Here is a 24,784-nt window from a genome sequence, read left to right on the forward strand (position 1 = left end):
GCCCCCCGCCACTAGGCCCGGGCACGTCGACGGGCGGGGCCGCGCGCAATGCTCGCGGCCCCGCCCTTTTGCGTCGTACTAGGAGTCGCCGCCCGCTTCGCCGGCTTCGGCGGCGGTCGGGTCGGTGATCTGGTACTTGGCGGCCGCCTGGGCGGCCAGCTCCGGCTTGACCTCGCCGCGGGCGGCGAGCTGCTGGAGGGCGGCCACGGTGATCGACTCGGCGTCGACGTTGAAGTGGCGGCGCAGGGCCCCGCGGGTGTCGGAGTGGCCGAAGCCGTCCGTGCCCAGCGAGGTGTAGTCGCCCGGCACCCAGCGGCTGATGAGGTCCGGCACGGCCCGCATGTAGTCGCTGACGGCGATGAACGGGCCCTCGGCGCTCGCGAGCTTCCGCGTCACGTACGGGACCTGCTTCTCGGCCTCCGGGTGGCGGAGGTTGTGGCGGTCGGCGGCGATGCCGTCGCGGCTCAGCTCGGTCCACGAGGTGACCGACCAGACATCGGCGGCCACGCCCCAGTCGGCGGCGAGCAGCTCCGCGGCCTTGACGGCCCAGGACATGCCCGAACCCGAGGTCAGCAGCTGTACTCGGGGGCCGGAGCCCTCCGCGGTCTGGACCTTGTGGATGCCCCTGAGGATGCCCTCGACGTCCACGTCCTCCGGCTCGGCGGGCTGCACGATCGGCTCGTTGTAGACGGTCATGTAGTAGAAGACGTGCTCGCCCTCGCCGTACATGCGGCGCAGGCCGTCCTGGACGATGTGCCCGATCTCGTAGCCGTACGCCGGGTCGTAGGAGACGACCGCCGGGTTGGTGTGCGCGAGGAGCAGCGAGTGGCCGTCCTCGTGCTGCAGGCCCTCGCCGTTGAGCGTGGTGCGCCCGGCGGTGGCGCCGATGAGGAAGCCGTTCGCGAGCTGGTCGGTGGCGGCCCAGATCGAGTCGGCGGTCCGCTGGAACCCGAACATCGAGTAGAAGATGTAGAACGGGATCATCGGCTCGCCGAGCGTGTCGCCGGCGGTGCCCGCGGCCGTGAACGCGGCCATCGAACCGGCCTCGTTGATGCCCACGTGCATGAGCTGGCCCTGCGCGGACTCCTTGTAGGAGAGGAACAGGTCGCGGTCCACCGACAGGTACTGCTGGCCGTGCGTCGACCAGATCTTCGCTGTCGGGAACATCGCGTCCATGCCGAACGTGCGCGCCTCGTCGGGGATGATCGGGACCCAGCGCTTGCCGGTCTCCTTGTCCCGCATGAGGTCCTTGAGCAGGCGCACCAGCGCCATGGTCGTGGCGGCCTTCTGCTTGCCCGAGCCGCGGCGGGTCGACTTGTACGCCTCCTCGCCGGGCAGGCTCAGCGGGATGACCGTGTTGCGGCGCTTGGGGATCGAACCGCCGAGGGCGGCGCGGCGGGCCTGCAGGTACTCGTCCTCGGGCGAACCGGCCTCGGGCTTGATGTACGGCGGCAGGTACGGGCTGGCCTCGAGCTGCGCGTCGGTGACGGGCATGTCGAGGGCGTCGCGGAAGCCCTTGAGGTCGTCGAGCGAGAGCTTCTTCATCTGGTGGGTCGCGTTGCGGCCCTCGAAGGTCGAGCCCAGCTTGTAGCCCTTGACGGTGTGCGCGAGGATCACCGTCGGCTGGCCCTCGTGGTCCATCGCGGCCTTGTACGCGGCGTAGATCTTGCGGTCGTCGTGGCCGCCCCGGCGAAGGTTCCAGATGTCGTCGTCCGACAGGGGCTGCGCGAGCGCCTTCGTGCGCGTGTCGCGGCCGAAGAAGTGCTCGCGGATGAACGCGCCCGACTCGGCCTTGAAGGTCTGGAAGTCGCCGTCGGGGGTGGTGTTCATGAGGTTCACCAGCGCTCCGTCGGCGTCCGCGGCGAGCAGCGGGTCCCACTCGCGGCCCCACATGACCTTGATGACGTTCCAGCCCGCGCCGCGGAAGTACGACTCGAGCTCCTGCACGATCTTGCCGTTGCCGCGCACCGGGCCGTCAAGGCGCTGGAGGTTGCAGTTGACGACGAACGTGAGGTTGTCGAGCTCGGCGCCGGCCGCGAACTGCAGCGCGCCGCGCGACTCGACCTCGTCCATCTCGCCGTCGCCGAGGAACGCCCACACCTGCTGCTTCTTGGTGTCCTTGATGCCGCGGTCGTCCATGTAGCGGTTGAAGAGCGCCTGGTAGATCGCGTTGATCGGGCCCAGGCCCATGGACACCGTGGGGAACTGCCAGTAGTCCGGCATGAGGCGCGGGTGCGGATAGGAGGGGAGCCCGCCCTGCGGCCGCGAGACCTCCTGGCGGAAGCCGTCGAGGTCGTCCTCGGTGAGCCGGCCCTCGACGAACGAGCGGGCGTACATGCCGGGGGAGGCGTGGCCCTGGAAGAAGATCTGGTCGCCGCCGCCCTCGTGGTCGCGGCCGCGGAAGAAGTGGTTGTAGCCGACCTCGTAGAGGTTCGCCGCGGAGGCGTACGTCGAGATGTGGCCGCCCACGCCGATACCGGGTCGCTGCGCGCGGTGGACCGTCATCGCCGCGTTCCAGCGCACGTACGAGCGGATGCGGTGCTCGATGGCCTCGTCGCCGGGGTAGTGCGGCTCGGCCTCGACGGGAATGGTGTTCACATAGTCGGTGCTCGTGGACGCCGGTACGCCGATCTGGCGCTTGCGGGCGTGCTCGAGCAGCCGCTGCATGACGTAGCGGGCACGGGTGCGCCCGCCGCCGTCGAGGAGGCCGTCCAGGGATTCCAGCCACTCGCTGGTCTCCCCAGGGTCAGTGTCCGGTCCTTGGGTCGGCAATCCGTCACTGATGGGCGGCCGGTTCTGTTCCGTGGTCACGGGCGATCCCTCGTTCTAAGACTGCGGCTTTGCAGGGTTGCTCTTCAGGCAGCAGAGTGTCATCGTTTTCTACCATCCTCCCTTGAATCTACCGCGAGCATCGTCGACCCACCCGCCTTGATGCGACCGCGCCCACACTCCCCGCAACTATGAAACGCGCTCACCTGCAGCGTCGTGAAAGCCGTCTCGGAAAGCGAGATCACCGCCGTGTGAACGTGTCCGCACGAAGTCCTTGGACGGCTTTGCGGAAGCGCCGGGCGGACCTCTTTCCGCGCGCGTGCGCGAGCGCTGGATATGCCGCGGCGCCTATGGTCTACTTCATATGCTGTGCAGAGCAGAGCGGACGCTCTGGCAGCCCGACCAATGGAGGGGACGCAGTGAACGCTCCGAGCAGCCCGGTGGACTCATCGAGCGTGGTGCAGCGACTCGGACTCGAAGGCGTCGAGTCCGTCATGGAGATCGGCTTCGACACCGACGTCGACGCCGCCTTGCGCAGCGCCGTCATCGAGGCGGTCGGGGAACTCCTCGACGAGGACTCCGACGAGATCGTGGGGGCGGTGCTCCTGTGGTGCCGCGAAGAGGACGGCGACCTCGTCGACCTCCTCCTCGACGCCCGCGACCCGCTCGCCGACGACGGCGTCGTGTGGCTCCTCACCCCCAAGGCGGGACGGCCCGGCCACATCGAGCCGGCCGACATCGAGGAGTCGACGACCCTCGCCGGCCTGAAATCGACGAAGACCCTGAACGCCTCCCCGGACTGGGTCGCGTCCCGCATGGTCGTCGCCCGCCGCTGAGTCCCGGAATGTCGCGAGGGCCCGCTTTCCGGCGGGCCCGATCGCCGGTCCGGGCGCCTGCCGCTAACGTTCAGCTCGTCAGGATTCAAAGGCCCTCCGCGAGGGCCGCACCGCGAGGAGCGCGCATGACGATCGAACCCGGAACCAAGGCCCCCGGCTTCACCCTGAAGGACCAGAACAACCAGGAAGTGAGCCTCGACGACTTCCTCGGCGAGAAGAACGTCCTGCTGGTGTTCTACCCGTTCGCGTTCACGGGCGTGTGCGAGGGCGAGCTGTGCGGCATCCGCGACAACCTCGACGCCTACCAGAGCGACGACGTCCAGGTCCTCAGCGTCTCCATCGACTCCCCGTACGCCCACAAGGTCTGGGCGAACCAGCAGGGCTTCGAGTTCCCGCTGCTCAGCGACTTCTGGCCGCACGGCGCGGTCGCCCAGGCCTACGGCGTCTTCAACGACGAGAACGGCATGGCGAACCGCGGCACCTTCGTCATCGACAAGCAGGGCGTCGTCCGCTTCGCCGAGATGAACATGCCGGGCGAGGCCCGCGACCAGGGCGCGTGGCAGAAGGCCCTGTCCGAACTGGCCGCTTAGGACCATCCGAAAGGGCCGCCGGGGTATCCCGGCGGCCCTTCGCCATGTCCGGCGATATTGACATAGGCGAATGCTTGACATGGGGTTTCGGTTGGGCCAAGCTAAGGCAACCGGTTTCTTGCAACCGGTTGCGCTCGGTGGTGCGAGCCGAGTCGCCACCCTCACCCCCGAAAGGACCTTCGACGATGAACAGTCCTGCCAGACGAGTACTCGCCGCGGCCGCGATCGCGGTCCTGGCCGCCACCGCCGTGCCCGGCGCCGCCGACGCCCACGGCCGCTTCGACCTCGGCCGGCAGGCGATCGCCGCCGACGACGGCTGGGCCGCGTACGACGGCGGCACCACCGGCGGCTCCGACGCCGCCCGCGACCACGTGTACACCGTGGACACCTGGGCCGAGCTCAAAGCGGCGGTGGCGGGCGACGAGCCCAAGATCGTCAAGGTCAAGGGCGACATCGACGCCTGGACCGACGCCGAAGGCAATGCCCTCACCTGCGAGGACTGGAACGACCCCGGCTACACGTGGGAGTCCTACCTCGAGACCTACGACCCCGAGGTCTGGGGCTGGAACGCCCCCTCCGGGCCGGTCGAGCAGGCCCGGGTCCGCTCCTACAACGCCTACCGCCAGCACGTGCTGCTCTCCATCGGCGCCAACACCACCATCGTCGGCGCGGGCGACGCCTCGGTCACCCACGGCGCGTTCTTCATCAGCAACACCGAGAACGTGATCGTCCGCAACCTCGGCGTCCACGACTCGTACGACTGCTTCCCCGCCTGGGAGGGCACCGCCTGGGACGGCGAGTTCGACAACTTCGAGGTCTCCGGCTCCACCCACGTGTGGCTCGACCACCTCACGGTCACCGACGGCACCACCCACGACTACCAGGCGCCCGTCATCTGGGGCGCCCGCGTCGAGTACCTCGACGGTGCCATCGACATCGTGCGCGCCTCCGACCTGGTCACCGTGTCCTGGAACCACATCCAGAACCACGACAAGACCATGCTCATCGGCAACACCGACTCCGACCGCTACGGCGAAGACGACAAGCTGCGCGTCACCGTGCACCACAACTGGTTCGAGAACGCCGCCCAGCGCGCTCCGCGCCTGCGCTGGGGCCAGAACCACGTCTACAACAACTACTACACGTACGACCCGGACTCGGGCTACCCGTACTTCTACTCGATCGGCGCGGGCAGGTACTCGCAGATCTACGCCGAGAACAACGCCTGGGACGTCGAAGGCGTCGACGCCTCCGCCGCGATCTACAACTGGGGCGGCGACGCCATGCACGTCGAGGGCAGCCTCTTCAACGGGCAGCGCACCGACCTGCTCGCCGCCTGGAACGAGGCCAACCCGGAGGCGCCCATGAGCGACACCGTCACCGAACTGCCGGTCCTCCACGGCAAGATCCACGCCGTCCGGCTCGTCCCGATCCTGGTGCCGGCCTGGGCCGGAGCGGGCAGGCTCGGCTAGCGCGCCCGGCACTCGCCCGGCTCACGGGGCGTCGCCCCAAGGGCTCAGGAACACGTACCGCACCATCGGGTAGCGCTCGCGCAGCCGGGCCTCGACCGCGCGGCTCGAGCGCTCGATGGCCTCGCCGCTCGCGCTGTCGCGGAAGTCGATCTTGGCCGCGACCAGCACCGAGGCGGGTCCGAGCTGGAGCGTCAAGAGGTCCTGCACGGCCGCGATGTCCTCGCCCGCTTCGAGTTCGGTGCGCACCGCGTCGCGGAACCGGGGCGGCAGGCTCAGTCCGATGAGGAACGCGATGTTGGCGCGGCCGAGCAGGACGGCCACCGTGAGCAGCAGCGCGCCGATGAGGATCGAGGCGACCCCGTCCCACACCGGGTCGCCGGTGATCTGGGCGAGTGCGAGGCCCGCGGCGGCCAGCAGCAACCCGATGAGCGCGGCGAAGTCCTCCAGGAACACCGCCTTCACGGTCGTGTCGGGCGTCCGCCGCAGGAACCGGACCGGGCTCACCTTCCAGTACCGCGACTCGCGCCGCACCTGCGTGATCGTCCGAATGAACGAGACGCCTTCGAGCACGAACGAGATCGCAAGGACCACGTAGGAGAGGACGTAGTCGCTCTCGGCGCCGCCGCGCAGCGAGTGGAAACCGTGCGTGATGGAGAACAGGCCGCCCGCCACGAACGTGAACGCCGCCGCGAGTGCCGCCCACAGGTAGGCCGTGCTGCCGTAGCCGAAGGGGTGCGCCTCGTCGGCGGGCTTCGCGCTGCTGCGCAGGGCGATGTACAGCATGGCCTGGGTGACGGTGTCGGCCGCCGAGTGCGCGGCCTCTGAGACCATCGCCGCCGAGCCGCCCAGGATCCCGGCGACGAGCTTCGCCAGGGCGATGCCGAGGTTCATCAGCGCGGCGACGAGCACCGTGATCACGCTCTCGGACTTGACCTCCGCCGCCGCATCGCTCACGGCTCCGAGCCTAGGCGAGTCATTCCTGGGCGAAACCCCATTCCCCCACGTTGTAGAAGACCCGCATCGTGGTCGCCCAGTTGTCGCGCACGTTCACGACGTCCCGGTCGACCATGACCAGCTGCGGGGTCCACGCCAGCGGCAGCTGCACGGACTCGTCGATGGAGATCTGCGCGGCCTCGTTGTTGAGTTCGGCGGCGCGGTCGCGGTCGAGGGTGGCGGCGAGCTCGGCGACGATGGCGTCCACCCGGTCGTCCTGGAACCCGGTGTGGTTGCCCTCGCCCCAGTAGTCGGCCGCGGAGGAGGCGAACAGCGGGGTCTCGATCCAGGAGAACAGGATCAGGTCCCAGTCGCGCTCCTCGAGCACCGAGTTCAGGTCGCCCCCGGGGATCGGGTCGGTGGTGAGGTCGATGCCGAGGTCGCCCAGGTACGTGATGACGAGGTCCTGGATGATCGGCGTGAACGCCTCGCCCTCGATGCCGGTGCGGAAGCGCAGCGACACCGGCTCGCCTTCAGGAGTGAGCAGCGCGTCGCCCTCCCACGTGTACCCGGCCTCCTCGAGGATCGCGCGGGCCGCGGCCTGGTCGCCCGAGCCGAGGCCGGAGTCGCCGATCTGGTCGGTGTGGTACTCCGAGCCGGGGCGGAACAGCACGTTCGTCATCGTCTCGGTGTCCTCGAAGGCGGTGCCGTACGCGCGGGCGTTGATCTCGTCCGCGTCGATCGCGGTGAAGATCGCGCGGCGCAGCGGTTCGGCGGCCAGGAACGGGTTGTCGAAGTTCGCGTCGATGTGGGACCAGCCGGACTGGGGCGCGACGCTGTACTTCAGCCCGGACTCGGCGGCGAGCTGGTCGAGGATCTCGGGGTCGAAGCTGGAGGGCGCGGCCCCGTGGATGGTGCCCTGCCGCAGCTCGGTGGCCATGGCGTCGGCGCCCTCGATGTATTTGAGCGTCAAGGAGTCGAGCGTGGACTGCTGGGATCCGGTCCACTCCGGGTTCGGCACGTACTTCGCGTAGTCGCCGAGCACGCCCTCGACCATCCGGAACGGCCCGGCGCTGTAGTCGAGGGGCGGGTTCTCGGAGAAGTCGGCGACGGACGCGGCCATCACGGCGGGGTCGGTGCGCCAGTCGGCGTGGCCGCGGGCCTCGGCGATGTGCGCGGGGTGGGTGATGACCTGCGCGGCGTACCACTCGGCGTCGAGGTAGCCGCCCTTGTAGGTGACGACGATCGTGCTGCCCTCGCCCTGTTCGATGGAGGCCACATTGGAGCCGTAGTCGGTGGCGGGGGTGCACCCGGCGCACTGGGCCTCGTCGGTGGAGGTGGCCTTCCAGTGCCAGAGGAAGTCGTCGAGGCCGATCGGGGTGCCCTCGCCCCAGGTCGCCTCCGGCTTGAGGTGGTAGGCGACGGTGAGCGGTGATTCCGAGAGCAGTTCGGGGCCCTCGGTGTAGATGCCGTCGTTGTAGTGGATCTCGCCCGCCTGGTCGTACGTGAACACGCTGGGGCGCAGCGGCTGGTTGATGATCGAAGTGGACAGGCTGGAGCCGTAGAGGTCGGCCTGGCCCCAGGCCTCCCATTGGCCGCCCACCGCCCAGACGAGATCGCCGCCGTCGGCGCGGGGACCGGAGTTGCAGGTAGTGGGTTCGGTCAGGCAGTCCTCGAAGCCGACGCCGGTCTCGGCGGGCTCCTCGCCGCCGCAGGCGGTCAAGGTCAGGGCGAGAGCGGCGGCCGCGGCGGCGAGGCTGGTGGCCCGGAGCTCGCGGCGGGGTGATGTCGGGGGCATAGCAGGCTCTTTCACGTTATTCCGGGGGAAAGACTCACAGACATGCATCACACCATAATGCCGTCCGAAATGGAAGTCTATTAAAACGATAGGAATACTAGCGTACGCCCCCGCGGGCCGAGGCACGGTCCGGTCATCCGATGTTCACCGCGTCGAAATCGTTACCCAACACGTCTATCCAACCCTTTATCTATGGGTTAGATTTTGCCTTGTCTTAACTCGCGCCGGCGGCCCGCCGGCGTCCGAACCCCCGACCGCAAGGAGGCGGAAGACATGGTGGACAAGGCTCAATGGCGCAGAGGCGCCGGGCTCGCCGCGACGGTATTGCTCGGTGCGGCGGCCCTCGCCGCCTGCGGCGGAGGCGAGGCCGAGGACGACGGCACCCTCAAGATGGTGGTCTGGGGCGGCGACCTCGACAAGGAGACCTACCAGGCCCGCATCGACCTCTACGAGGCCGCGAACCCCGACACCAAGATCGAACTCCAGCTGATCCCCTCGGACCAGTACGCGCAGAAGGTCCAGACGATGATCGCGGGCGGCGACGGCCCCGACATCATGCAGGTGGCCGAGAACGTCAACTCGTACTCCTCCAAGAGCCAGCTGCTGCCGCTCGACGAGTACATCGAGTCCGCCGGCCTCGACATGGACGCGCGCTTCGGCCCCGCGGGCGAGCTCTACACCTATGAGGACCAGACCTACGCGATCCCCGACCGCTCGGGCGCGATGATCCTCTACTACAACAAGGACCTCTTCGACGCCGCCGGCGTCGAGTACCCGACCGCCGCCTGGACCCAGGAAGACGCCCAGGCCGCCATGGAGAAGCTGACCATCCCCGGCGAGCAGTGGGGCTTCTCCGGCGCGGGCTGGTGGGCCCAGTGGTGGAGCTTCGCCTACCAGAACGGCGGCCAGATCATCGACGACAGCGGCAAGCCCGCCGTCAACTCCCCTGAGGTCGTCGACGCGCTCCAGTGGGCCAACGACCTGCAGTACAAGTACCACTACGCGCCGACCGCGGCCGAGTACGCCGACATGGGCCCGGACATGGGCGGCGACCCCGCCTTCGCCGCGGGCACCGTCGCGATGAACGCCACCGGTTTCTGGGGCATCGGCGGACTCCTCGAGTCCGACATCAACTGGGGCATCGCGCCGCTGTGGGGCGGCAAGGAGCAGGCGGTCTCCGCCTTCGGTTCCGGCCTGTCCATCACCCGCGACAGCGACAACCCCGAGAAGGCCTTCGAGGCGATCGACTTCCTCACCGACACCGAGGCCCAGACGGTCATCATCGACAAGGCCCAGGACGTGCCCGCCAACATCCAGGTGCAGCAGTCCGACGCGTTCCTCAAGCCCGCGTGGGCTCCCGAAGGCCTGAACATGGGCGCGTTCGGCGAGTCCTCCGAGTTCATCTTCCGCGCTCCCTTCATCCCCGAGTGGGAGGAGATGCAGGCGACGTTCAACGACAACCTCGGCACCTTCTGGAACGAGGGCGGCGACGCCAAGACCGAACTGGACAAGATCCAGACGCAGCTCGAGTCGGTCATCGAGTAGGAACGCTCCGATGTCGAACCTCGTCGTTGCCGACGAAGCCCCCGGCGCCGCGCGCGAGTCGCGCGGCGCCGGGAGGCGTCGCCACAAGATGTCCTCGCGGCGCAAGAAGGAGGCCTTCTACTTCTGGCTCTTCATCTCGCCGTGGCTGATCGGATTCGTCGGGTTCCTGCTCGGCCCCATGATCGCCTCCGTCTACATCTCGCTGACGGAGTGGGACTCGTTCACGGCCCCCGAATGGGTCGGGCTGCAGAACTACACCGAAGCGCTCACCGAGGACCCGGTCTTCTGGAAGGCGCTGTGGAACACCTTCTACTACGCGGCGGTCTCCGTCCCGCTCGGCCTGGTCATCGGCGTGTGGCTGGCGAACCTGCTCAACAAGCGGGTGCGCGGACGCAAGCTCTTCCGCACCTTCATCTACCTGCCCACGCTCGTCCCGCTCGTCGCGACCGCGATGGTCTTCAAGATGGTGCTCGCGCCCTCGGGGCCGCTCAACGACATGCTCGGCTGGTTCGGCATCGACGGCCCCAGCTGGCTCATCGACGAGACCTGGGTCAAGCCCGCCCTGATCGTCCTCTCCGCCTGGGGCGCGGGCGGCGCCACGGTGCTCCTGCTCTCGGCGATGAACGGCATCCCGCGCGAGCTCTACGAGGCCGCCGAGATCGACGGCGCCACTCCCTGGCGCCAGTTCTGGTCCGTCACGTTCCCGCAGATCACCCCGGTGATCTTCTTCAACCTCATCATGGGGCTGATCGGGGCGTTCCAGATCTTCTCGCAGGTCTACATCCTCACCGCCGGCGGTCCGAACAACGCCAGCAAGACGATGGTGCCGCTCCTGTTCGACGAGGCGTTCCGCTTCTACCACTTCGGTTACGCCTCGGCGGTCGCCTGGCTGCTCTTCATCGTGATCATGGCGTTCACCCTGATCGCCTTCCGCACGTCCCGCAAATGGGTCTTCTACGAGACGGAGGTGCGCTGATGGCCCTCGCCACCGAAACCGCGACGGGAGCCAAAGGCAAGTCCGAGAAGGACTTCGCCACACGCGGCCTCTCGGTCTTCAAAGCCTCGCCCGCCACGTACGCGGTGCTCCTGGTCGTCTCGGCGATCTTCTTCGTGCCGTTCATCCTCATGATCTCGATCGCGCTCTCGAGCGACCTGACGAGCTCGCAGAACGCGTTCACCGTGATCCCGACCGAGTTCGAATGGCGCAACTTCACCGAGGTCTTCACCGCCACGGGCCTGCCGGTCGGGCGGTTCGTCGGCAACTCGGTCATCATCGCGACCCTCTCGGCCGTCGGCCAGGTGATCTCGTCCTCGCTCGTCGGGTACGCGTTCGCGCGGCTGCGGGCGCCGGGCAAGGGCGTCATGTTCATGATCGTGCTCGCCACGATGATGATCCCCGCGCAGATCACCATGATCCCGCAGTTCCTGCTGTTCAAGGAGCTCGGCTGGGTCAACACCTACCTGCCGCTCATCATCCCGAACTTCTTCACCAACGCGTTCAACGTGTTCCTGGTGCGGCAGTTCGTCTCCCGCATCTCCGGGGAGCTCGACGAGGCGGCGCAGATGGACGGGCTCGGCTACTTCGGCGTCTACCGCAGGATCATCCTGCCGATGATGTGGCCGATCCTCACCGCGATCGCGATCTTCACGCTCACGCACGCGTGGGGCGACTTCATGGGCCCGCTCATCTACCTCAACGCCGAGAACCAGATGCCGCTCGCGCTCGGCCTGCAGTACATGACGAGCACGAGCAACGAGATGCAGCTGCCGCCGTGGAACCTCGTCATGGTCGGGTCGATCATGCTGACCCTGCCGATGATCGTCATCTACTACCTCGGCCAGAAGTACCTGTACGAAATGAACCTCCAAGGTGGAAGTGCTGGTGTGAAGTGACTGATCCGTCCACCGCGACCGTCCGGCTCGGACGCTCTGGGCTCGTCCTCGACGACCGCGAGGAAGCGCTGCTGTGCGCGTCGCTGTTCTACTTCCGGCTTCCCCGCGAGGTCTGGGAGGCGCGGCTCGCGCAGGTGCGCGCCACCGGCTACCGCGCGATCGACGTCTACCTGCCGTGGAACTTCCACGAGACCGCCCCGGGCGTGTGGGACTTCGAGGGCCGCCGCGACGTCGGCGCGTTCCTCGACCTCGCGCACGAGGCCGGCCTCGCGGTCATCGCGCGGCCCGGCCCGTACATCTGCTCCGAATGGGACGGCGGCGCGCTGCCCTCGTGGCTCGCGCTCGAAGACGGACTGCAACTGCGCCAGGCGGAACCGAAGTTCCTCGCCCAAGTGGAGCGCTGGTTCGCGCAAGCGATGCCGATCCTCGCCGCGCGCCAGTGGGGCCGCGGCGGCAGCGTCGCGGCCGTGCAGCTGGAGAACGAGCTCGACTTCTTCGACACGCACGACCGCCACGCCTACATCAGCGCGCTGCGGGACATGGCGATCGGCCACGGCATCGACGTGCCGCTCGTCGCCTGCGCGGGCCAGGGCGACCTGAACGGCGCGACGGGCGGCGTCGACGGCGTCGCCCCGGCGTTCAACTTCTACCCCGACGACCGCTCGCCGTTCATCGAGGCCGAAGTGCGCCGCTACGCCGACCTGGTGGGCGCCGAGGGGCTCCCGCTGCTCGTCACCGAGACCAACCGGGCGCACACCACCCTGCGGCGGCTCATGGCGAGCGGCGCGACCCTGCTCGCGCCCTACCTCCAGGCCTCCGGCTACGACTTCGGGTACACGCCCTCGGTCGGCAACTGGGGCGACCCCGGCGGGTTCATGACCCACGACTACGACTTCGGCGGGTATCTGTCCCCTGTGGGCGAATCCCGCGCGGAGACGGCCGAGGCCCGCGTGCTCGCGGCCCTCAGCCGCACCCTCGGCCCGGCGCTCGCGAACGCGCGGACCACCGAAGCCGAAGGCGTGCTCAGCGTCGACGTCCCCACCAGCGCCTCCGGATCGGCGCTGGTCCTCGACGGCGGAGGCACGCTCACCGGCGTCCCGAACCTCGGCGAGGAGCCGGGCACGGCGGTCTTCGCGGCCGAGGGCGGCCTGCCCGAGCTCGCGATCGCCTTGGCGCCCTTCTCGTGCGCGCTGGTCGTCCGGGGCCTGCCGCTCGGAGGCTTCGACCTGCCCGGCACGCTGAAGTTCGCTTCGGCGGACCTCGTGCGAGCGGACGGCGAGGGCCTGGAATTCGCCTCCCGCGTGCCGAGCGTGATCGCGCTCGAAGGCGCGGGCGGCGTCCAGACCGTGGAGATCGAGGCGCCCGCACGCGGCGGCTCGGTGCTCACCGAGGTCGTCTCCGGCGGGGACCGGTGGACCGTCGTGGTCCACCACCCCGAGGACGTGCCGACCCCGGACGGCACCGAGGGCGTCATCTCCCCGGCGCTGCCCGAACCCGAGAGCCTCACCGGCGCAACGCGTCTCGAACTCGAGACCCGTACCGGCGAGACCTCGGCGCACGACCTGCCCCCGGCTTCGGAGGAGGTCGGCGTCTACCGCGGCCGCACCCACTACGCCGCTTCGGTGGCGGGTGCGGGCGAGCTCCTGATCGAGGGCGCCGGCGACATCGTTGACCTCGCGCTCGACGGCACCGCGCTGCCGAGCTTCGCGACGTTCGGGGCGACGGTTCGCCTCCCGGTCGAAGGCGCTTCGCGGCTCGAGGCGACGGTGGAGACCTGGGGCCACGCGAACTTCGACGACTCGCGCCTGCCCGGCCTCGCGATCGGGTCGCTGCGCGGCCTCGGCCGCGTGTGGGCGATCGCATCGAGCGAGGACGTCGCCTCACTGTGGACCGTGGACGGCGGTGAGCAGTGGGCCGGGGAACCGGCTCCGGTGCGCACCCTAGCGGGCTGGAGCAGCACCCGGATCGGACGCCCGGTCACGTACCGGCGCGGCCTGCCCGTGGACGGCACCAGCCACTACGCGCTGCACCTCGACGGACTCCAGACCCCGTGCGAGATCACCGTCGACGGCGAGTCGGCCGTAGTGAGCCCGAACGACCCGTGGGTCCACTTCGCGCCCGGTCAGGGCCGCGAGATCGCGATCACCATGCCGCACTGGCCGGTCGACGGCGGCGGTGCAACCCTGCTGCGGCTGGAGGCTGTGCGAGACTGGCAGGTCGAGGCGCAGGCCGACCACGACCTGCTCGCGCTGTCCCAGAAGGACGGCACCGGGACCGAGATCGCGCTGCCGCTCGAACTCGCTCCGGGAGAGGAAGTCTGGCTCGACGTGCCCGTCCCGTCCGGCGGCCGCTCCCTGCGGTTCGAGGGCGAGCAGGTGCGCGTCAGCGCGTTCGCGGGCGGTGAACTGCTGGGGCGCGTGTGGCTCGACGACGCGGCCCGGCCGAACTTCACCGGCGGTGACCCCGGTCGACTGTGGATTCCGGGATCATGGAACACCGGCGCGGTGCGCCTGCTGGTCCACGGCACCGCGGGCGGCGACCGGCCGCGCCTCGCGCGCGTCACCGCCGCCGCGTCGCCGGAATGATCCAGTAGCTGCACAGGAGATCCACATGGCCGTCACCAGGCGCACCTCGCGCGACATCCGCAGCGAGTCGCGGCTCGACGTGCTGCACGCGCTGCTGGCCGCGGGCGAGGCGAGCCGGGGCGACCTGGCCGCCGTGACGGGCCTGAGCAACGCGACCGTGGCCACGGTGGTGAGCGACCTGCTCGAAGGCGGCATCGTCACCGAGGCCCGCCGCACCGGCGGGCGCATCGGACGGCCGACGACCACGTTGCGGCTCAACGGGAACCGCGGCCGCATCGTGGGCGTCGACGTCGCGGAGACGTACGTGCGGGCGACCGTGTTCGACTCCGCGCTCGACGAGCTGGCCTCCGCCGAGATCGCCACCGACGAGCACCACGACGAGCACGACTACGTGGCCGACGCGATCGCGCGCGCCCTCGACGACGCTCTCGAGCAGAGCGCCGTCGAGGGCGCGCCCGCCACCCGCGACGACGTGCTCGGCGTGGGCATCTCGCTCCCCGGCGGGATGCAGCGGCGCTCGGAGGTCGCCGTGGTGGTGCCGAACGCGCCGTGGCTCCACGTGGACCTGCTGCGCGAGCGCATCGGCCTGCCGATGGTCGTCGACAACCCGCTCAAGGCGATCGCCACCGCCGAGCTCTGGTTCGGCGCGGGGAGGCGCCACAAGAGCATGATCACCGTCAACCTCGGCACCGGCGTCGGCGCCGGGATCGTCCTCGAGGGCACGATCCTGCGCGGCGCCCAGAACGGGGCGGGGGAGTGGGGCCACAGCCTCCTCGCCCTCGACGGCCGCAAGTGCCGCTGCGGCCGCCTGGGATGCGTCGAGGCGTATGTGGGCGCGGCGGGCATCCAGCAGACCCTCGCCGCGATCGCCCCCGAGCACCCGCTCGCGGCCGTGCCGATGCAGCGCGAGTTCATCGGGGCCCTCGCCGCCGCTCTCGAACCCCCCGCGCACCCCGCGCTCACCGAGACCCTCGAACTCACCGCCCGGTACCTCGGGTCCGCGATCGCCGACCTGTGCGCGATCGTCAACCCCGAGATGATCACCCTGACCGGCTGGACCGCTTGGGCTTTGGGCGACCACCTCGTCCCGGCCGTGCGCCGCCGGGTGCTCGAGGAGGCGCCCGGCCACTCCGCCTCGGACCTCGCGATCGAGGTCTCCACGGTGCGCGGCAACTCCGTCGCGACCGGGATAGCGACCATCGCGCTCGAGCGCTTCCTCGGCGACGTGGGCCTCGTGACCACCCGGGTGCCGACCGCCATCTGAGGCCGCCCCTCTGTTGTAGAGGCGCCGTTGTCACAGCGGGATGCGACACTGCGGGCATGGAGAAGTACGACGTCAAAAAGGCCCACAAGCAGCTGTACTCGCCGCCGCGCGACGCGTTCGCCCTCGTGGAGGTGCCCGAGTTCCGGTACCTGGCCGTCGACGGCAAGGGCGACCCGAACACCGCCGACGCGTACGCCGAGGCCGTCGCGGCCCTCTACGGCACCGCGTACACGCTGAAGTTCGCCAGCAAGCGGACCCTCGGCCGGGACTTCGTGGTCGCCCCGATGGAAGGCCTGTGGCGGGCCGACGACCCCGCCGTGTTCCTCACCCGCGAAAAGGGCGCGTGGGAGTGGACCATGATGATCGGCCAGCCCGAGTGGATCACCGAGGAGATGGTCACGGTCGCCGCCGGGGAGGCCGCCGCGAAGCACCCGAACCCGGCGTTCGAGCAGCTCCGGTTCGTCAGGTTCACGGAGGGACTCTGCGTCCAGACCCTGCACATCGGCTCATACGACGACGAGACGCCCGTCCTGCAGCGCCTGCACGAGCACTACCTGCCGTACAACAAGCTCACCTTCAACGGCGACCACCACGAGATCTACCTCAGCGACGCCAGACGCACCGCCCCCGCCAAGCTCAGGACGATCCTGCGCCAGCCCGTCAAGCCCGTGGAGTGACACGCGGCTCCATGGGTACCCGGGCGGTATGAAACCGCTGTTCCAGCCGGAGTCCTACTGGATCGCCTCGACCGAGGCAACCGCGTATCCGCCCGTCGAAGGCGAGGTCGCCGCCGAAGTCGCCGTCGTCGGCGGCGGCATCGCCGGGCTCTGCACGGCCTGGGAGCTGGCCCGCGCGGGCCGGTCGGTGGCCGTGGTCGAGGCCGAGCGGATCGTCACGGGCACCACCGGCAACACCACCGCGAAGCTCAGCGCGCAGCACGGCGCGATCTACGCGCACCTGCGCCACGCCTTCGGCGACGACTCGGCCCGCGGCTACGCGGACGCGCAGACCGACGCGATCGAGCACGTGGCCGCCCTCGCCGACGAGCTCGGGATCGACTGCGACTTCGAGCGGTCCCCGTCGTTCGTCTACGCCGAATCCGAGGACGGCGTCGAAGCGCTGCGCGAGGAGGCCGAGGCCGCGCGCGAGGCCGGCCTGGATGCCGCGTTCACCACCGACACCGGGCTGCCGTTCCCGGTGGCGGGCGCCGTGCGGGTCGAGGGCCAGGCGCAGTTCCATCCGCGCCGGTTCCTGCTCGCGCTCGCCGCCGACTTCATCGCCCACGGCGGCAAGATCTTCGAGCGCTCGCGCGTGACCGGCCTCGAATCCGTCGACGGCGGGCACGTCCTCGCCGTCGACGGCGGCGGCAGCGTCCGCTGCGACGAGGTCGTGATGGCGACCCAGTTCCCGGTCATTGTCGACACGATCAAGCTGTACGCGCGCCTCATGCCCCGCCGCGAAATGGTGGTCGCCGCGCCGATCCCGGTCTCGGCCGACCCCGGCGGCATGTACCTCACCCGCGAGGATCACCTGCGCTCGGTGCGCACCGCTCCGTACGGCGAGGGGCGGCGGCTCCTCATCGTCACCGGGGAGGCGGCCACGCCCGGCGAACTCGACGCGAGCCTCCGGCTGGAGCGCCTGACCGCCTGGGCGAGCGGCCGGTTCGACACGGGGCCGATCGCCTACCGCTGGGCCGCCCAGGACTACACGACCACCGACCGCGTCCCGTTCGTCGGCGAACTGTCCGGAAAGGACGGCGTGTACGTCGCGTGCGGCTTCGGCGGGTGGGGGATGAGCAACGGCGTCGCGGCCGCGCGCATCATCGCGGGCGCCATGGGCGGGGAGCCCCGGCCGTGGGCCGAGCTGTTCGGCCCCGGCCGGTTCCACCTGCTCAAGGAGGCGGGCCGCCTCGCCGCCAACCAGGCCAACGTGGTGCGCCACTACATCGGGGACCGCATGCGCACGGTCCCCGTCGAACCGGACGAGCTCGCGCCCGGCGAGGGCGCGGTGATGCGCCTCGACGGCGCGCTCCGGGCCGTCTACCGCGACGAGGACGGCGGCCTGCGCGTCCTCTCGTCCACGTGCACCCACCTCGGCTGCGTGGTCGGCTTCAACGACGCCGAGCACACCTGGGAGTGCCCGTGCCACGGCTCGCGGTTCTCCACCGGCGGCGCCGTCCTCCAAGGCCCCGCGGCGGCCCCGCTCGAACGGCACCCGCACCACTAGCGGCCGGGTGACGAGCCTCATTTTGCGGTCCGCCCGCCTTCGGGATAGTTTCGGAAATTAGCGAAATGCCGAAGGGCGGTGGACGTGCTCGACCAGTGCAAGGCCCTCTCCAATGAGACGCGCCTGCGAATCCTCCACTGGCTCAAGGAACCCGAAGCGAACTTCCCGTGCGGGGACACGGCGGAGCTGGGCGTGTGCGCCGGGCTCATCCAGCAGAAGTCGGGCGCCTCCGCCTCCACGGTCTCCGCGCACCTCGCGATCCTCCAGCGCGCCGGGTTCCTGCAGGCCACCAGGCGCGGCCAGTGGATCTACTACCGCCGCGACGAGGAGCGCATCCGCGCGTTCACCGACGACCTCCACCGCAACCTATAAGGAGCGCACCCATGCCCGTAGCCCTGTCGATCCTCGACCTGGCGCCGATCGCCCCGGGACGGTCCGCCCGCGAGAGCCTCGCGGCGAGCGTCGAACTCGCCCGCGCCGCCGAACGCAGCGGCTACCGGCGGGTCTGGTACGCCGAGCACCACAACATGCCGACCATCGCCTCCAGCGCCACGAGCGTCGTCATCGGCCACGTCGCCGAGCACACCGACACCATCCGCCTCGGCGCCGGCGGCATCATGCTGCCCAACCACTCCCCGCTGGTGATCGCCGAGCAGTTCGGCACCCTCGAGACCCTGTTCCCCGGCCGCATCGACCTCGGCCTCGGCCGCGCCCCGGGCACCGACCGCCAGACCATGCGCGCCATCCGCCGCGACGCCACCTCCGCCGACACCTTCCCGCAGGACGTGCTCGAACTCCAGGGCTACCTCAGCGGCCGCTCGCGCGTCCCGGGCGTGCAGTCCGTGCCCGTCCCCGAAGGCGAAGTGCCCCTGTACCTCCTGGGGTCCTCCCTCTTCGGCGCGCAGCTCGCCGCGAAGCTCGGCCTGCCGTACGCGTTCGCCTCCCACTTCGCGCCCGACGCCCTGTTCGAGGCGGTGGCCGCCTACCGCGAGGAGTTCCAGCCCTCCGAGCAGCTCGAGCGGCCGTACGTGATCGCGGGCGTCAACGTCTTCGCCGCCGAGGACCGCGACGAAGCCGAGGCCCAGCGCGTGATCGCCTTCCGCAACCGGGCCCGCGCCTTCATCGCCCGCGGCGACAAGCGCGAGTACACCGACGCCGAGATCGACGCGTTCCTGGCATCCGCCGGCGGCCATCAGCTCTCGGCCATGGCCAAGTACACCGCCACCGGCGGCCCTGAGGACGTGCGCGCCTACCTGGAGGAGTTCGCCGCCGCCGTCCGCGCCGACGAGCTCATCACCGCCCACTACGCCGAAGCGGTCCCCGACCGCATCCGCTCGGTCGAGCTCACCGCGAAGGCCATGGCGCATAAGTAAACAAACTAGACAGATCTGGGGCCCGGGCGTCGGCAACGCTCGGGCCCCCCTGTTTTGATGCACTCTGTGATCAATACGGCGACGCAACGTGGATGCAACCCGCCGGACTCTTGGGAGCGTGTGAAGTCCGAAGGGGATTCAGAACGATGTTCGAACACCGGTCATCTTCTGATCACCTCCGAGCCAATCCCCCTACATGACCGTGGAGTAGTCCGCCATGTCAAAGCTCGTCAAACAGATGCAGCGCAAGCTCATCAAGCTCGTTCCGCCGCAGCGGCGCCTGCTCCTGACCCAAGCGGTCGCGAAGTTCATCCCGGCCCCCGCCATGCCCGCGGGGATGCTCCCGCACCGGCACAAGGAGCGGGCGCTCACCGCGGTCAGGGGTGCGCTCGAAGGGGCGGGCGTCGACTACTTCAGGGTCCCGGCCCGCCGCCCGTTCGCCACGCAGATCGGCGTCACCGACGCCGACGCCGTCGCCGGGCTCATGCGCCGCATCAAGGCCGAAGGCCTGGCGATCGAGCGCCGGGCGGGCGCCTCATGGAACGTCTGGAGCGGCTCGCCCGAATTCGGCTGCACCGTGAACGTATGGCGGCCTTCGGGAAGCGAGCTCGTCACCGACCTCCCGAACGCCATGACCCAGCGCGTGCGCGCCGACCACCCGCTCACCGAGCGGGCCGAGTCGACCTTCGGGCCCTTCGCGGACTTCGACGACGCCTCGGTCTGGCCGACCCGGCCCGAATTCACCGAGACCCCCGCGCAGCGCGTCGACTTCCCGATCGACGTGGTCTACACCTGGGTCGACGGCGGCGACCCGGCCTGGCGCGCGCGCCGCGACGCCGCACTGGCCGAACGCGGCTTCGAGCACCACGCCCTGGCCTCCAACGAGTCCCGCTACACCGACCACGGCGAACTGCGGTACTCGATGCGCTCGCTCTGGTCCTACGCGCCCTGGTTCCGCCGCGTCTACCTCGTCACCGACGACCAGGTGCCCGACTGGCTCGACACCGAGCACCCGCGGCTGCGCGTCGTGTCGCACAAGGAGCTCTTCGGCGACCGCGGCGTCCTGCCGACCTTCAACTCGCACGCGATCGAATCGCAGCTGCACCGGCTCCCGGGCCTCAGCGACCAGTTCCTGTACGTCAACGACGACGTCATGTTCGCCCGGCCCCTCGGCCCCGAGACGTTCTTCGACCCCGTGGGCCGCAGCCACTTCTTCCGCTCGCCCGCCACTGTGGACACCGCGGGGCCCGGACCGCGCGACACCCCGGTCGAGCACGCCGCCAGGAACAACCGGCGCCTCCTCCAAGAGCGGTTCGGGCGCATCAACGTCAACAAGATGAAGCACGCCGCCCACGCCCTGCAGCGGGAGGTCCTGGCCGAGATCGCCGAGGCGAACCCCGAGCAGGTCGAGGCGACGGCCAGCCACCAGTTCCGCCACCCCGAGGACCTCTCGATGACCTCCTCCCTCCACCACTACTGGGCCTACCTCAGCGGCCGCGCCGCACCCTGGCCGCTGGCGCTGTTCTACGCCGACCTGACGATGCCCTCGACGCCGATCCGGCTCCGCGAGCTGCTGCGGAGCCGGGACCGGGACATGCTGTGCCTCAACGACACCGATGGCACCGAAGCGGAACGCGAGCTGCGGGGCGAGGTCTGCCGCCGCTTCTTCGAGGCGTACTTCCCCGTCGCTTCGCCGTTCGAACTGCCTGAGGCCGGGCGATGATCGTCACGGCCCGGCGCCTGGCGCGGCGGGGCCTGGGCGCCGCACGCCGCGCGCGCGGCGCCGCGGCGGTGGCCGCGCGCTCCGGGGCGGACCTGGTGGCGCTGGCACCCGGGCGCGGCTGGAGCGGCTATGCGGTGCCGCGCTGCCTCGGGGCGTTCGACGGTGCGACGCTCAATATCGATGTGCCGGTGCCGATCGACGCTCCCGCAGCGGCCGAGCTCCTGTTCGTCCCGAAGTGGAGCCGCCGCCCGAGGGCCGCGATCGAACTCGAGCTCCGACCCGACCGGGGCGGCTGGTCGGCCTCCGCGAGCCGCCGCATCGCCCTCCGCGGCGACGGCTCGGGCGCGCGGCCGCTGCCCGCCGGGGACTACCGGCTGCTGCTGCGCTGCCGCTCGGGAAGCGAGCAGGGGACGTGGGCGCTGCGCCCGCCCCGGGGGACCGCCGGCGAGCCGACCCGCTCCTCCTTCTCTCGGCCCGACCTCGGGATGAGCCTGGCGCTCAAGCACCTCGGGGCCGCCGGAGTCCGCCTCGAGGTCCGCGCCGCCCGGCCGTCGGTCGAAGTGGACGACGCGCGGCTCGGGTGCACCGCCGTCGAGATCGACGGCCGCGCCTTCTTCCGCGTCGGCGACTGCGAACTCGTCGCCACCGGCGCCGGCCGGCGCTCGGAGCCGGTCGCGACGCCGGTGCGGATCGAGGACGGCCGCTTCAGCGCCCGGCTGCCGATCGAGCTGATCGAGCACGCCGAGGCCGACACCGACTGGCGGCTGAGCCTGCGCGCCGGCCGCACCGAACTCCCCGTCGGCCGATGGACCACCGACCTGGTCAACCCGGCCCGCCAGTTGCGCGGGCAGCGCCTCTCCTATATCGACGCCCAAGGGGCCATGCGGCAGACGCGGCTCCGGTACGACAAGACGGGCGCGCTCGTGCTGAGCCTGTCCGGAAAGGTCCAGGCCCAGTGAAGGTCACCTTCGTCCTGCGCAACGCCGACGAGCTCGGCGGCACCGAGCTCGCGACGTTCACGCTCGCGTCCCAGCTCGCCGACCACTACGAGGTCGAGGTGCTCAGCGTCTTCCGCACCCGCGACGAGCCGTTCTTCCCGATCGGCTCGCGGATCCGCGTGGACTACCTCGTCGACTCGCGCGGCCCCACCCCGCGTCCCCTGTGGACTTCCACGTTGGACGACGTCGCCGCCGCGCTCGGCACGGTGCCGAGCGAGCTCGTGCGCGAGGAGTGGGAGTACGGCTGGAGCCGCCTCACCGACCTCGCGTTCGAGGCCGCGCTGCCCGGCCGCGACAGCGACGTCGTCATCAGCACCTCGCCGCCGATCATGGCCCTCATCGCCCGCCACGCCGCGTCGCGAGCGGTCACGCTCCACGCCGAGCACCGGCCCTCGCAGCTGCGCGGGCCCACCGGGATGCCGCTGCTGCGGTACGCGTCCCGGCTCGACGGCCTCGTGGTCCTCACCGACCGCACCAAGGACTGGTTCGCCGAATCCCTCGGCGAGGCCGCCCCGGTCCTCGCCGCCATCCCGAATGCGGCCCCCGAAGGGTTCGTCCCGCAGTCCGGCCTCGACACGAGGACGATCGTGACCGCGCGGCGGCTCGTGCCCGACAAGCGGGTGGCCGACGTGATCGAGGCGTTCGCGCTGCTGCGCGAGGACTTCCCCGACTGGCGCCTGCGCATCCTCGGCGACGGCCCCGAGCGCCGCAAGCTCGGACGGCTCGTGACCGAGCGCGGCCTCGAATCCTCGGTCGAACTCCTCGGCGCGACCCGCGACATGGCGGCGCAGTGGGCGCGCGCGTCCCTGAACGTCCTGACCTCCGAGCACGGCGAGGCGTTCCCGCTGGTGTTCCTGGAGGCGGCCGCGGCGGGCGTACCGTCGGTGTCCTACGACATCCTCACCGGACCGGCCGAGATCATCCGCCACGACGTGGACGGCCTCCTCGTCGCCAAGGACGACATCGAGGGGCTCGCCGCCGCGATGGCCGACCTCATGGGCGACCCCGAGCGGCTCGCCCGCTTCGGCGCCGCCGCGAAGGAGGGCCTGGACCGGTTCAGCGCCGCGAAGGTCGTCGAGCAGTGGCGGGCCCTGCTGGAGCCGCTGGTCGCGGCCGCCGACTCGCCCGAGCGGTCCGCCGCCCGACAGCGCCGCATGGCTGCGCAGGCGCGTGACTCCGGCCTCGTCTTCAGCCGCGCCGCGCCCGCCAACCTCGGCACCCTCGGGGCGGTCGACCGGGACCTCGAAGCGGCGCTGGAGCAGCGGCGCGCCGACCTCGTGCGCGTCGACGGCACGCTCATGCGCATCGAGGACGTCATGCCCGAGACGCTCACGGGCCGCGTCGTGTCCTGGGCGGACCGGGCGCTGCGCGAGGCGGGCGTTCCGTTCGTGGGGCTGCGCCACGACGGCACCCACGCGCGGCTCGCCGTGGACCGGCGGTTGCGCCGCGAAGCGATCGAGGCGGTCGCGGCGGCGGCCGCGGGGGAGCCGGTGTACGCCGAGGTCTTCAGCACCGCTGCGCGCGAGAGGGACGGGATCCTTTTGGCGCGCCAGCTCACCGGCGACGAGCAGCTCGCGGCCGTCCGGGTCTTCACGCCGACGGCGACCCGCTCGGGAACGGTCCGCTTCGGCGCGTCGTTCGGGTGCGACATCGAGTTCTGGCCCGAGAGCCAGGACGGCCCCGGCTTCACCACGCCACGGCAGCCGACCGCGTACGGGCGGCTCCTGCCGATCCTGGAGCCGGACGACGCGATGGAGCTCTTCGGCGTGCGGGTGCCGACGCTCGCGATGTTCAACCGGCGCTTGGCCGACGACGTCGACGTCCCGGTCGACGTGGTCTACACCTGGGTCGACGGCGCCGATCCGGCCTGGCGCGAGCGCCGCGACCGGTACGCTCCCGGCTCGTCCGATCAGGTCGACGGGGCGGAGACGCGCTACCGCAGCCGCGACGAGCTGCGGTATTCGCTGCGGTCGCTGGAGATGTTCCTGCCGTGGGTCCGCCATGTCCATCTCGTGACCGACGGCCAGGTCCCGGACTGGCTCGACGCCTCGGCGGGCGGTCTCACGGTGGTCGACCACCGCGAGCTGTTCGCCGATCCGTCCGTGCTGCCGGTGTTCAACTCGCACGCGATCGAGACGCAGCTGCACCGCGTCCCGGGCCTGTCCGAGCACTTCCTCTACTTCAACGACGACGTGTTCATCGGCAAGCGCCTGTCGCCCAAGCGGTTCTTCGACGAGGCGGGCCGCACCCGGTTCTTCCCCAGCCCGACGCGGGTGCCGTTCCCCGGCGAGGAGCCCGACGACCCGTACTTCGGCGCGAGCCGCAACAACCAGCGTCTGCTCGCCGACCGGTTCGGCGTCACCGTGACGCACGGGTTCCTCCACACCCCGCACGCGCTGCGGCGCTCGGTGCTCGAGGAGCTGGCCGGGGAGTTTCCCGCGGAGTTCGCGAAGACCATGGGCTCGCGGTTCCGCAGCATGGAGGACCTCTCGGTGGCCGCTTCGCTGGCGCACCACTACGGGCGCGCCCGCGGGTACGCGGTGGCGAGCACCATGGGCTGCGAGTACGTCAATAGCGCCGAGCCGGCGCACCACCAGCTCCTGACCCGCCTGCTCCAGCTGCGCCACCGCGACGCCTTCTGCATCGCCGACGGCGAGGGCGAGGTCCCGCCCGCCGAGCAGCAGCGGGTGGTCCGCACCTTCCTGGAGGCGTACTTCCCGATCCCCAGCCGCTGGGAACGCCGCGGATAGGGGAAAGGGGCCCGGCGGACGACCGCCGG

The 24,784-nt window shown here is 70.5% G+C and carries 18 protein-coding genes; 15 read left to right on the plus strand and 3 right to left on the minus strand.

All coding sequences use genetic code 11. The annotated features are described in order from the left end of the window. Positions 1-78: 78 nt before the first annotated feature. Positions 79-2,811: a pyruvate dehydrogenase (acetyl-transferring), homodimeric type gene (aceE, locus tag O1R50_RS01110; protein WP_270107985.1), complete on the minus strand. Its 2,733-nt coding sequence runs from the start codon at positions 2,809-2,811 to the stop codon at positions 79-81. A gap of 377 nt (positions 2,812-3,188) precedes the next feature. Here aceE and O1R50_RS01115 point away from each other — a divergent pair, with 377 nt between their 5' ends. The 3 genes from O1R50_RS01115 to O1R50_RS01125 all read left to right on the plus strand — a co-directional run bounded on the left by O1R50_RS01115 (position 3,189) and on the right by O1R50_RS01125 (position 5,667). Further along, positions 3,189-3,605, plus strand: coding sequence for a DUF3052 domain-containing protein (locus O1R50_RS01115; RefSeq protein WP_270107986.1), 417 nt, complete (start codon positions 3,189-3,191; stop codon positions 3,603-3,605). A 125-nt stretch (positions 3,606-3,730) separates the two neighbouring features. Next, positions 3,731-4,195: a peroxiredoxin gene (locus O1R50_RS01120; RefSeq protein WP_270107987.1), complete on the plus strand. Its 465-nt coding sequence runs from the start codon at positions 3,731-3,733 to the stop codon at positions 4,193-4,195. Positions 4,196-4,380: 185 nt separating this feature from the next. Continuing rightward, positions 4,381-5,667 (plus strand): pectate lyase family protein, encoded by a 1,287-nt coding sequence (locus tag O1R50_RS01125; RefSeq protein WP_270107989.1) that lies wholly within the window; start codon positions 4,381-4,383, stop codon positions 5,665-5,667. A gap of 21 nt (positions 5,668-5,688) precedes the next feature. Here the strand turns inward: O1R50_RS01125 and O1R50_RS01130 are convergent, their stop codons facing one another. After that, positions 5,689-6,621 carry a cation diffusion facilitator family transporter gene (locus O1R50_RS01130; RefSeq protein ID WP_270107990.1) on the minus strand — a complete coding sequence of 311 codons (933 nt, stop codon included), beginning with the start codon at positions 6,619-6,621 and terminating at the stop codon, positions 5,689-5,691. Between the two features lie 19 nt (positions 6,622-6,640). Continuing rightward, complete coding sequence (locus O1R50_RS01135; protein WP_270107991.1) at positions 6,641-8,398, minus strand: ABC transporter substrate-binding protein; 1,758 nt, start codon at positions 8,396-8,398, stop codon at positions 6,641-6,643. 273 nt (positions 8,399-8,671) lie between these two features. On the opposite strand from O1R50_RS01135, the gene O1R50_RS01140 reads away from it, so the two are divergent. The 12 genes from O1R50_RS01140 (at position 8,672) to O1R50_RS01195 (ending at position 24,755) form a co-directional block, all read left to right on the plus strand. Beyond that, positions 8,672-9,943: an ABC transporter substrate-binding protein gene (locus tag O1R50_RS01140; protein ID WP_270107992.1), complete on the plus strand. Its 1,272-nt coding sequence runs from the start codon at positions 8,672-8,674 to the stop codon at positions 9,941-9,943. 88 nt (positions 9,944-10,031) lie between these two features. Then, a complete protein-coding gene (locus O1R50_RS01145; RefSeq protein ID WP_408612573.1) occupies positions 10,032-10,919 on the plus strand; it encodes a carbohydrate ABC transporter permease in 888 nt (295 codons plus the stop codon). Beyond that, the gene (locus O1R50_RS01150; protein WP_270107995.1) at positions 10,919-11,836 is read left to right on the plus strand and encodes a carbohydrate ABC transporter permease; all 918 of its coding nucleotides are present in this window, start codon (positions 10,919-10,921) and stop codon (positions 11,834-11,836) included. Before O1R50_RS01145 ends, O1R50_RS01150 begins: the two co-directional genes overlap by 1 nt. After that, positions 11,833-14,421 carry a beta-galactosidase gene (locus O1R50_RS01155; protein WP_270107996.1) on the plus strand — a complete coding sequence of 863 codons (2,589 nt, stop codon included), beginning with the start codon at positions 11,833-11,835 and terminating at the stop codon, positions 14,419-14,421. Before O1R50_RS01150 ends, O1R50_RS01155 begins: the two co-directional genes overlap by 4 nt. A 25-nt stretch (positions 14,422-14,446) precedes the next feature. Further along, positions 14,447-15,685 (plus strand): ROK family transcriptional regulator, encoded by a 1,239-nt coding sequence (locus O1R50_RS01160; protein WP_270107997.1) that lies wholly within the window; start codon positions 14,447-14,449, stop codon positions 15,683-15,685. A 56-nt stretch (positions 15,686-15,741) separates the two neighbouring features. Continuing rightward, positions 15,742-16,362, plus strand: coding sequence for a GyrI-like domain-containing protein (locus O1R50_RS01165; RefSeq protein ID WP_270107999.1), 621 nt, complete (start codon positions 15,742-15,744; stop codon positions 16,360-16,362). 28 nt (positions 16,363-16,390) lie between these two features. Beyond that, entirely contained in the window at positions 16,391-17,911 is a 1,521-nt protein-coding gene (locus O1R50_RS01170) for an FAD-dependent oxidoreductase (protein ID WP_270108001.1), read from the plus strand. A 78-nt stretch (positions 17,912-17,989) separates the two neighbouring features. Continuing rightward, positions 17,990-18,283: an ArsR/SmtB family transcription factor gene (locus O1R50_RS01175; protein ID WP_408612559.1), complete on the plus strand. Its 294-nt coding sequence runs from the start codon at positions 17,990-17,992 to the stop codon at positions 18,281-18,283. An 11-nt stretch (positions 18,284-18,294) separates the two neighbouring features. Beyond that, positions 18,295-19,284: an LLM class flavin-dependent oxidoreductase gene (locus O1R50_RS01180; RefSeq protein WP_270108003.1), complete on the plus strand. Its 990-nt coding sequence runs from the start codon at positions 18,295-18,297 to the stop codon at positions 19,282-19,284. Between the two features lie 217 nt (positions 19,285-19,501). Then, a complete protein-coding gene (locus O1R50_RS01185) occupies positions 19,502-21,007 on the plus strand; it encodes a stealth family protein (RefSeq protein WP_270108004.1) in 1,506 nt (501 codons plus the stop codon). Continuing rightward, positions 21,004-21,966, plus strand: coding sequence for a hypothetical protein (locus tag O1R50_RS01190; RefSeq protein WP_270108006.1), 963 nt, complete (start codon positions 21,004-21,006; stop codon positions 21,964-21,966). The genes O1R50_RS01185 and O1R50_RS01190 overlap by 4 nt, the downstream gene beginning before the upstream one ends. Next, on the plus strand, positions 21,963-24,755 hold the full coding sequence (locus tag O1R50_RS01195; protein WP_270108007.1) for a stealth conserved region 3 domain-containing protein: 2,793 nt from the start codon (positions 21,963-21,965) through the stop codon (positions 24,753-24,755). The genes O1R50_RS01190 and O1R50_RS01195 overlap by 4 nt, the downstream gene beginning before the upstream one ends. Positions 24,756-24,784 lie beyond the last annotated feature (29 nt).

Origin of the sequence: Glycomyces luteolus, from assembly GCF_027622875.1 — a bacterium.
Classification (GTDB): Bacteria; Actinomycetota; Actinomycetes; order Mycobacteriales; family Micromonosporaceae; genus Glycomyces; species Glycomyces luteolus.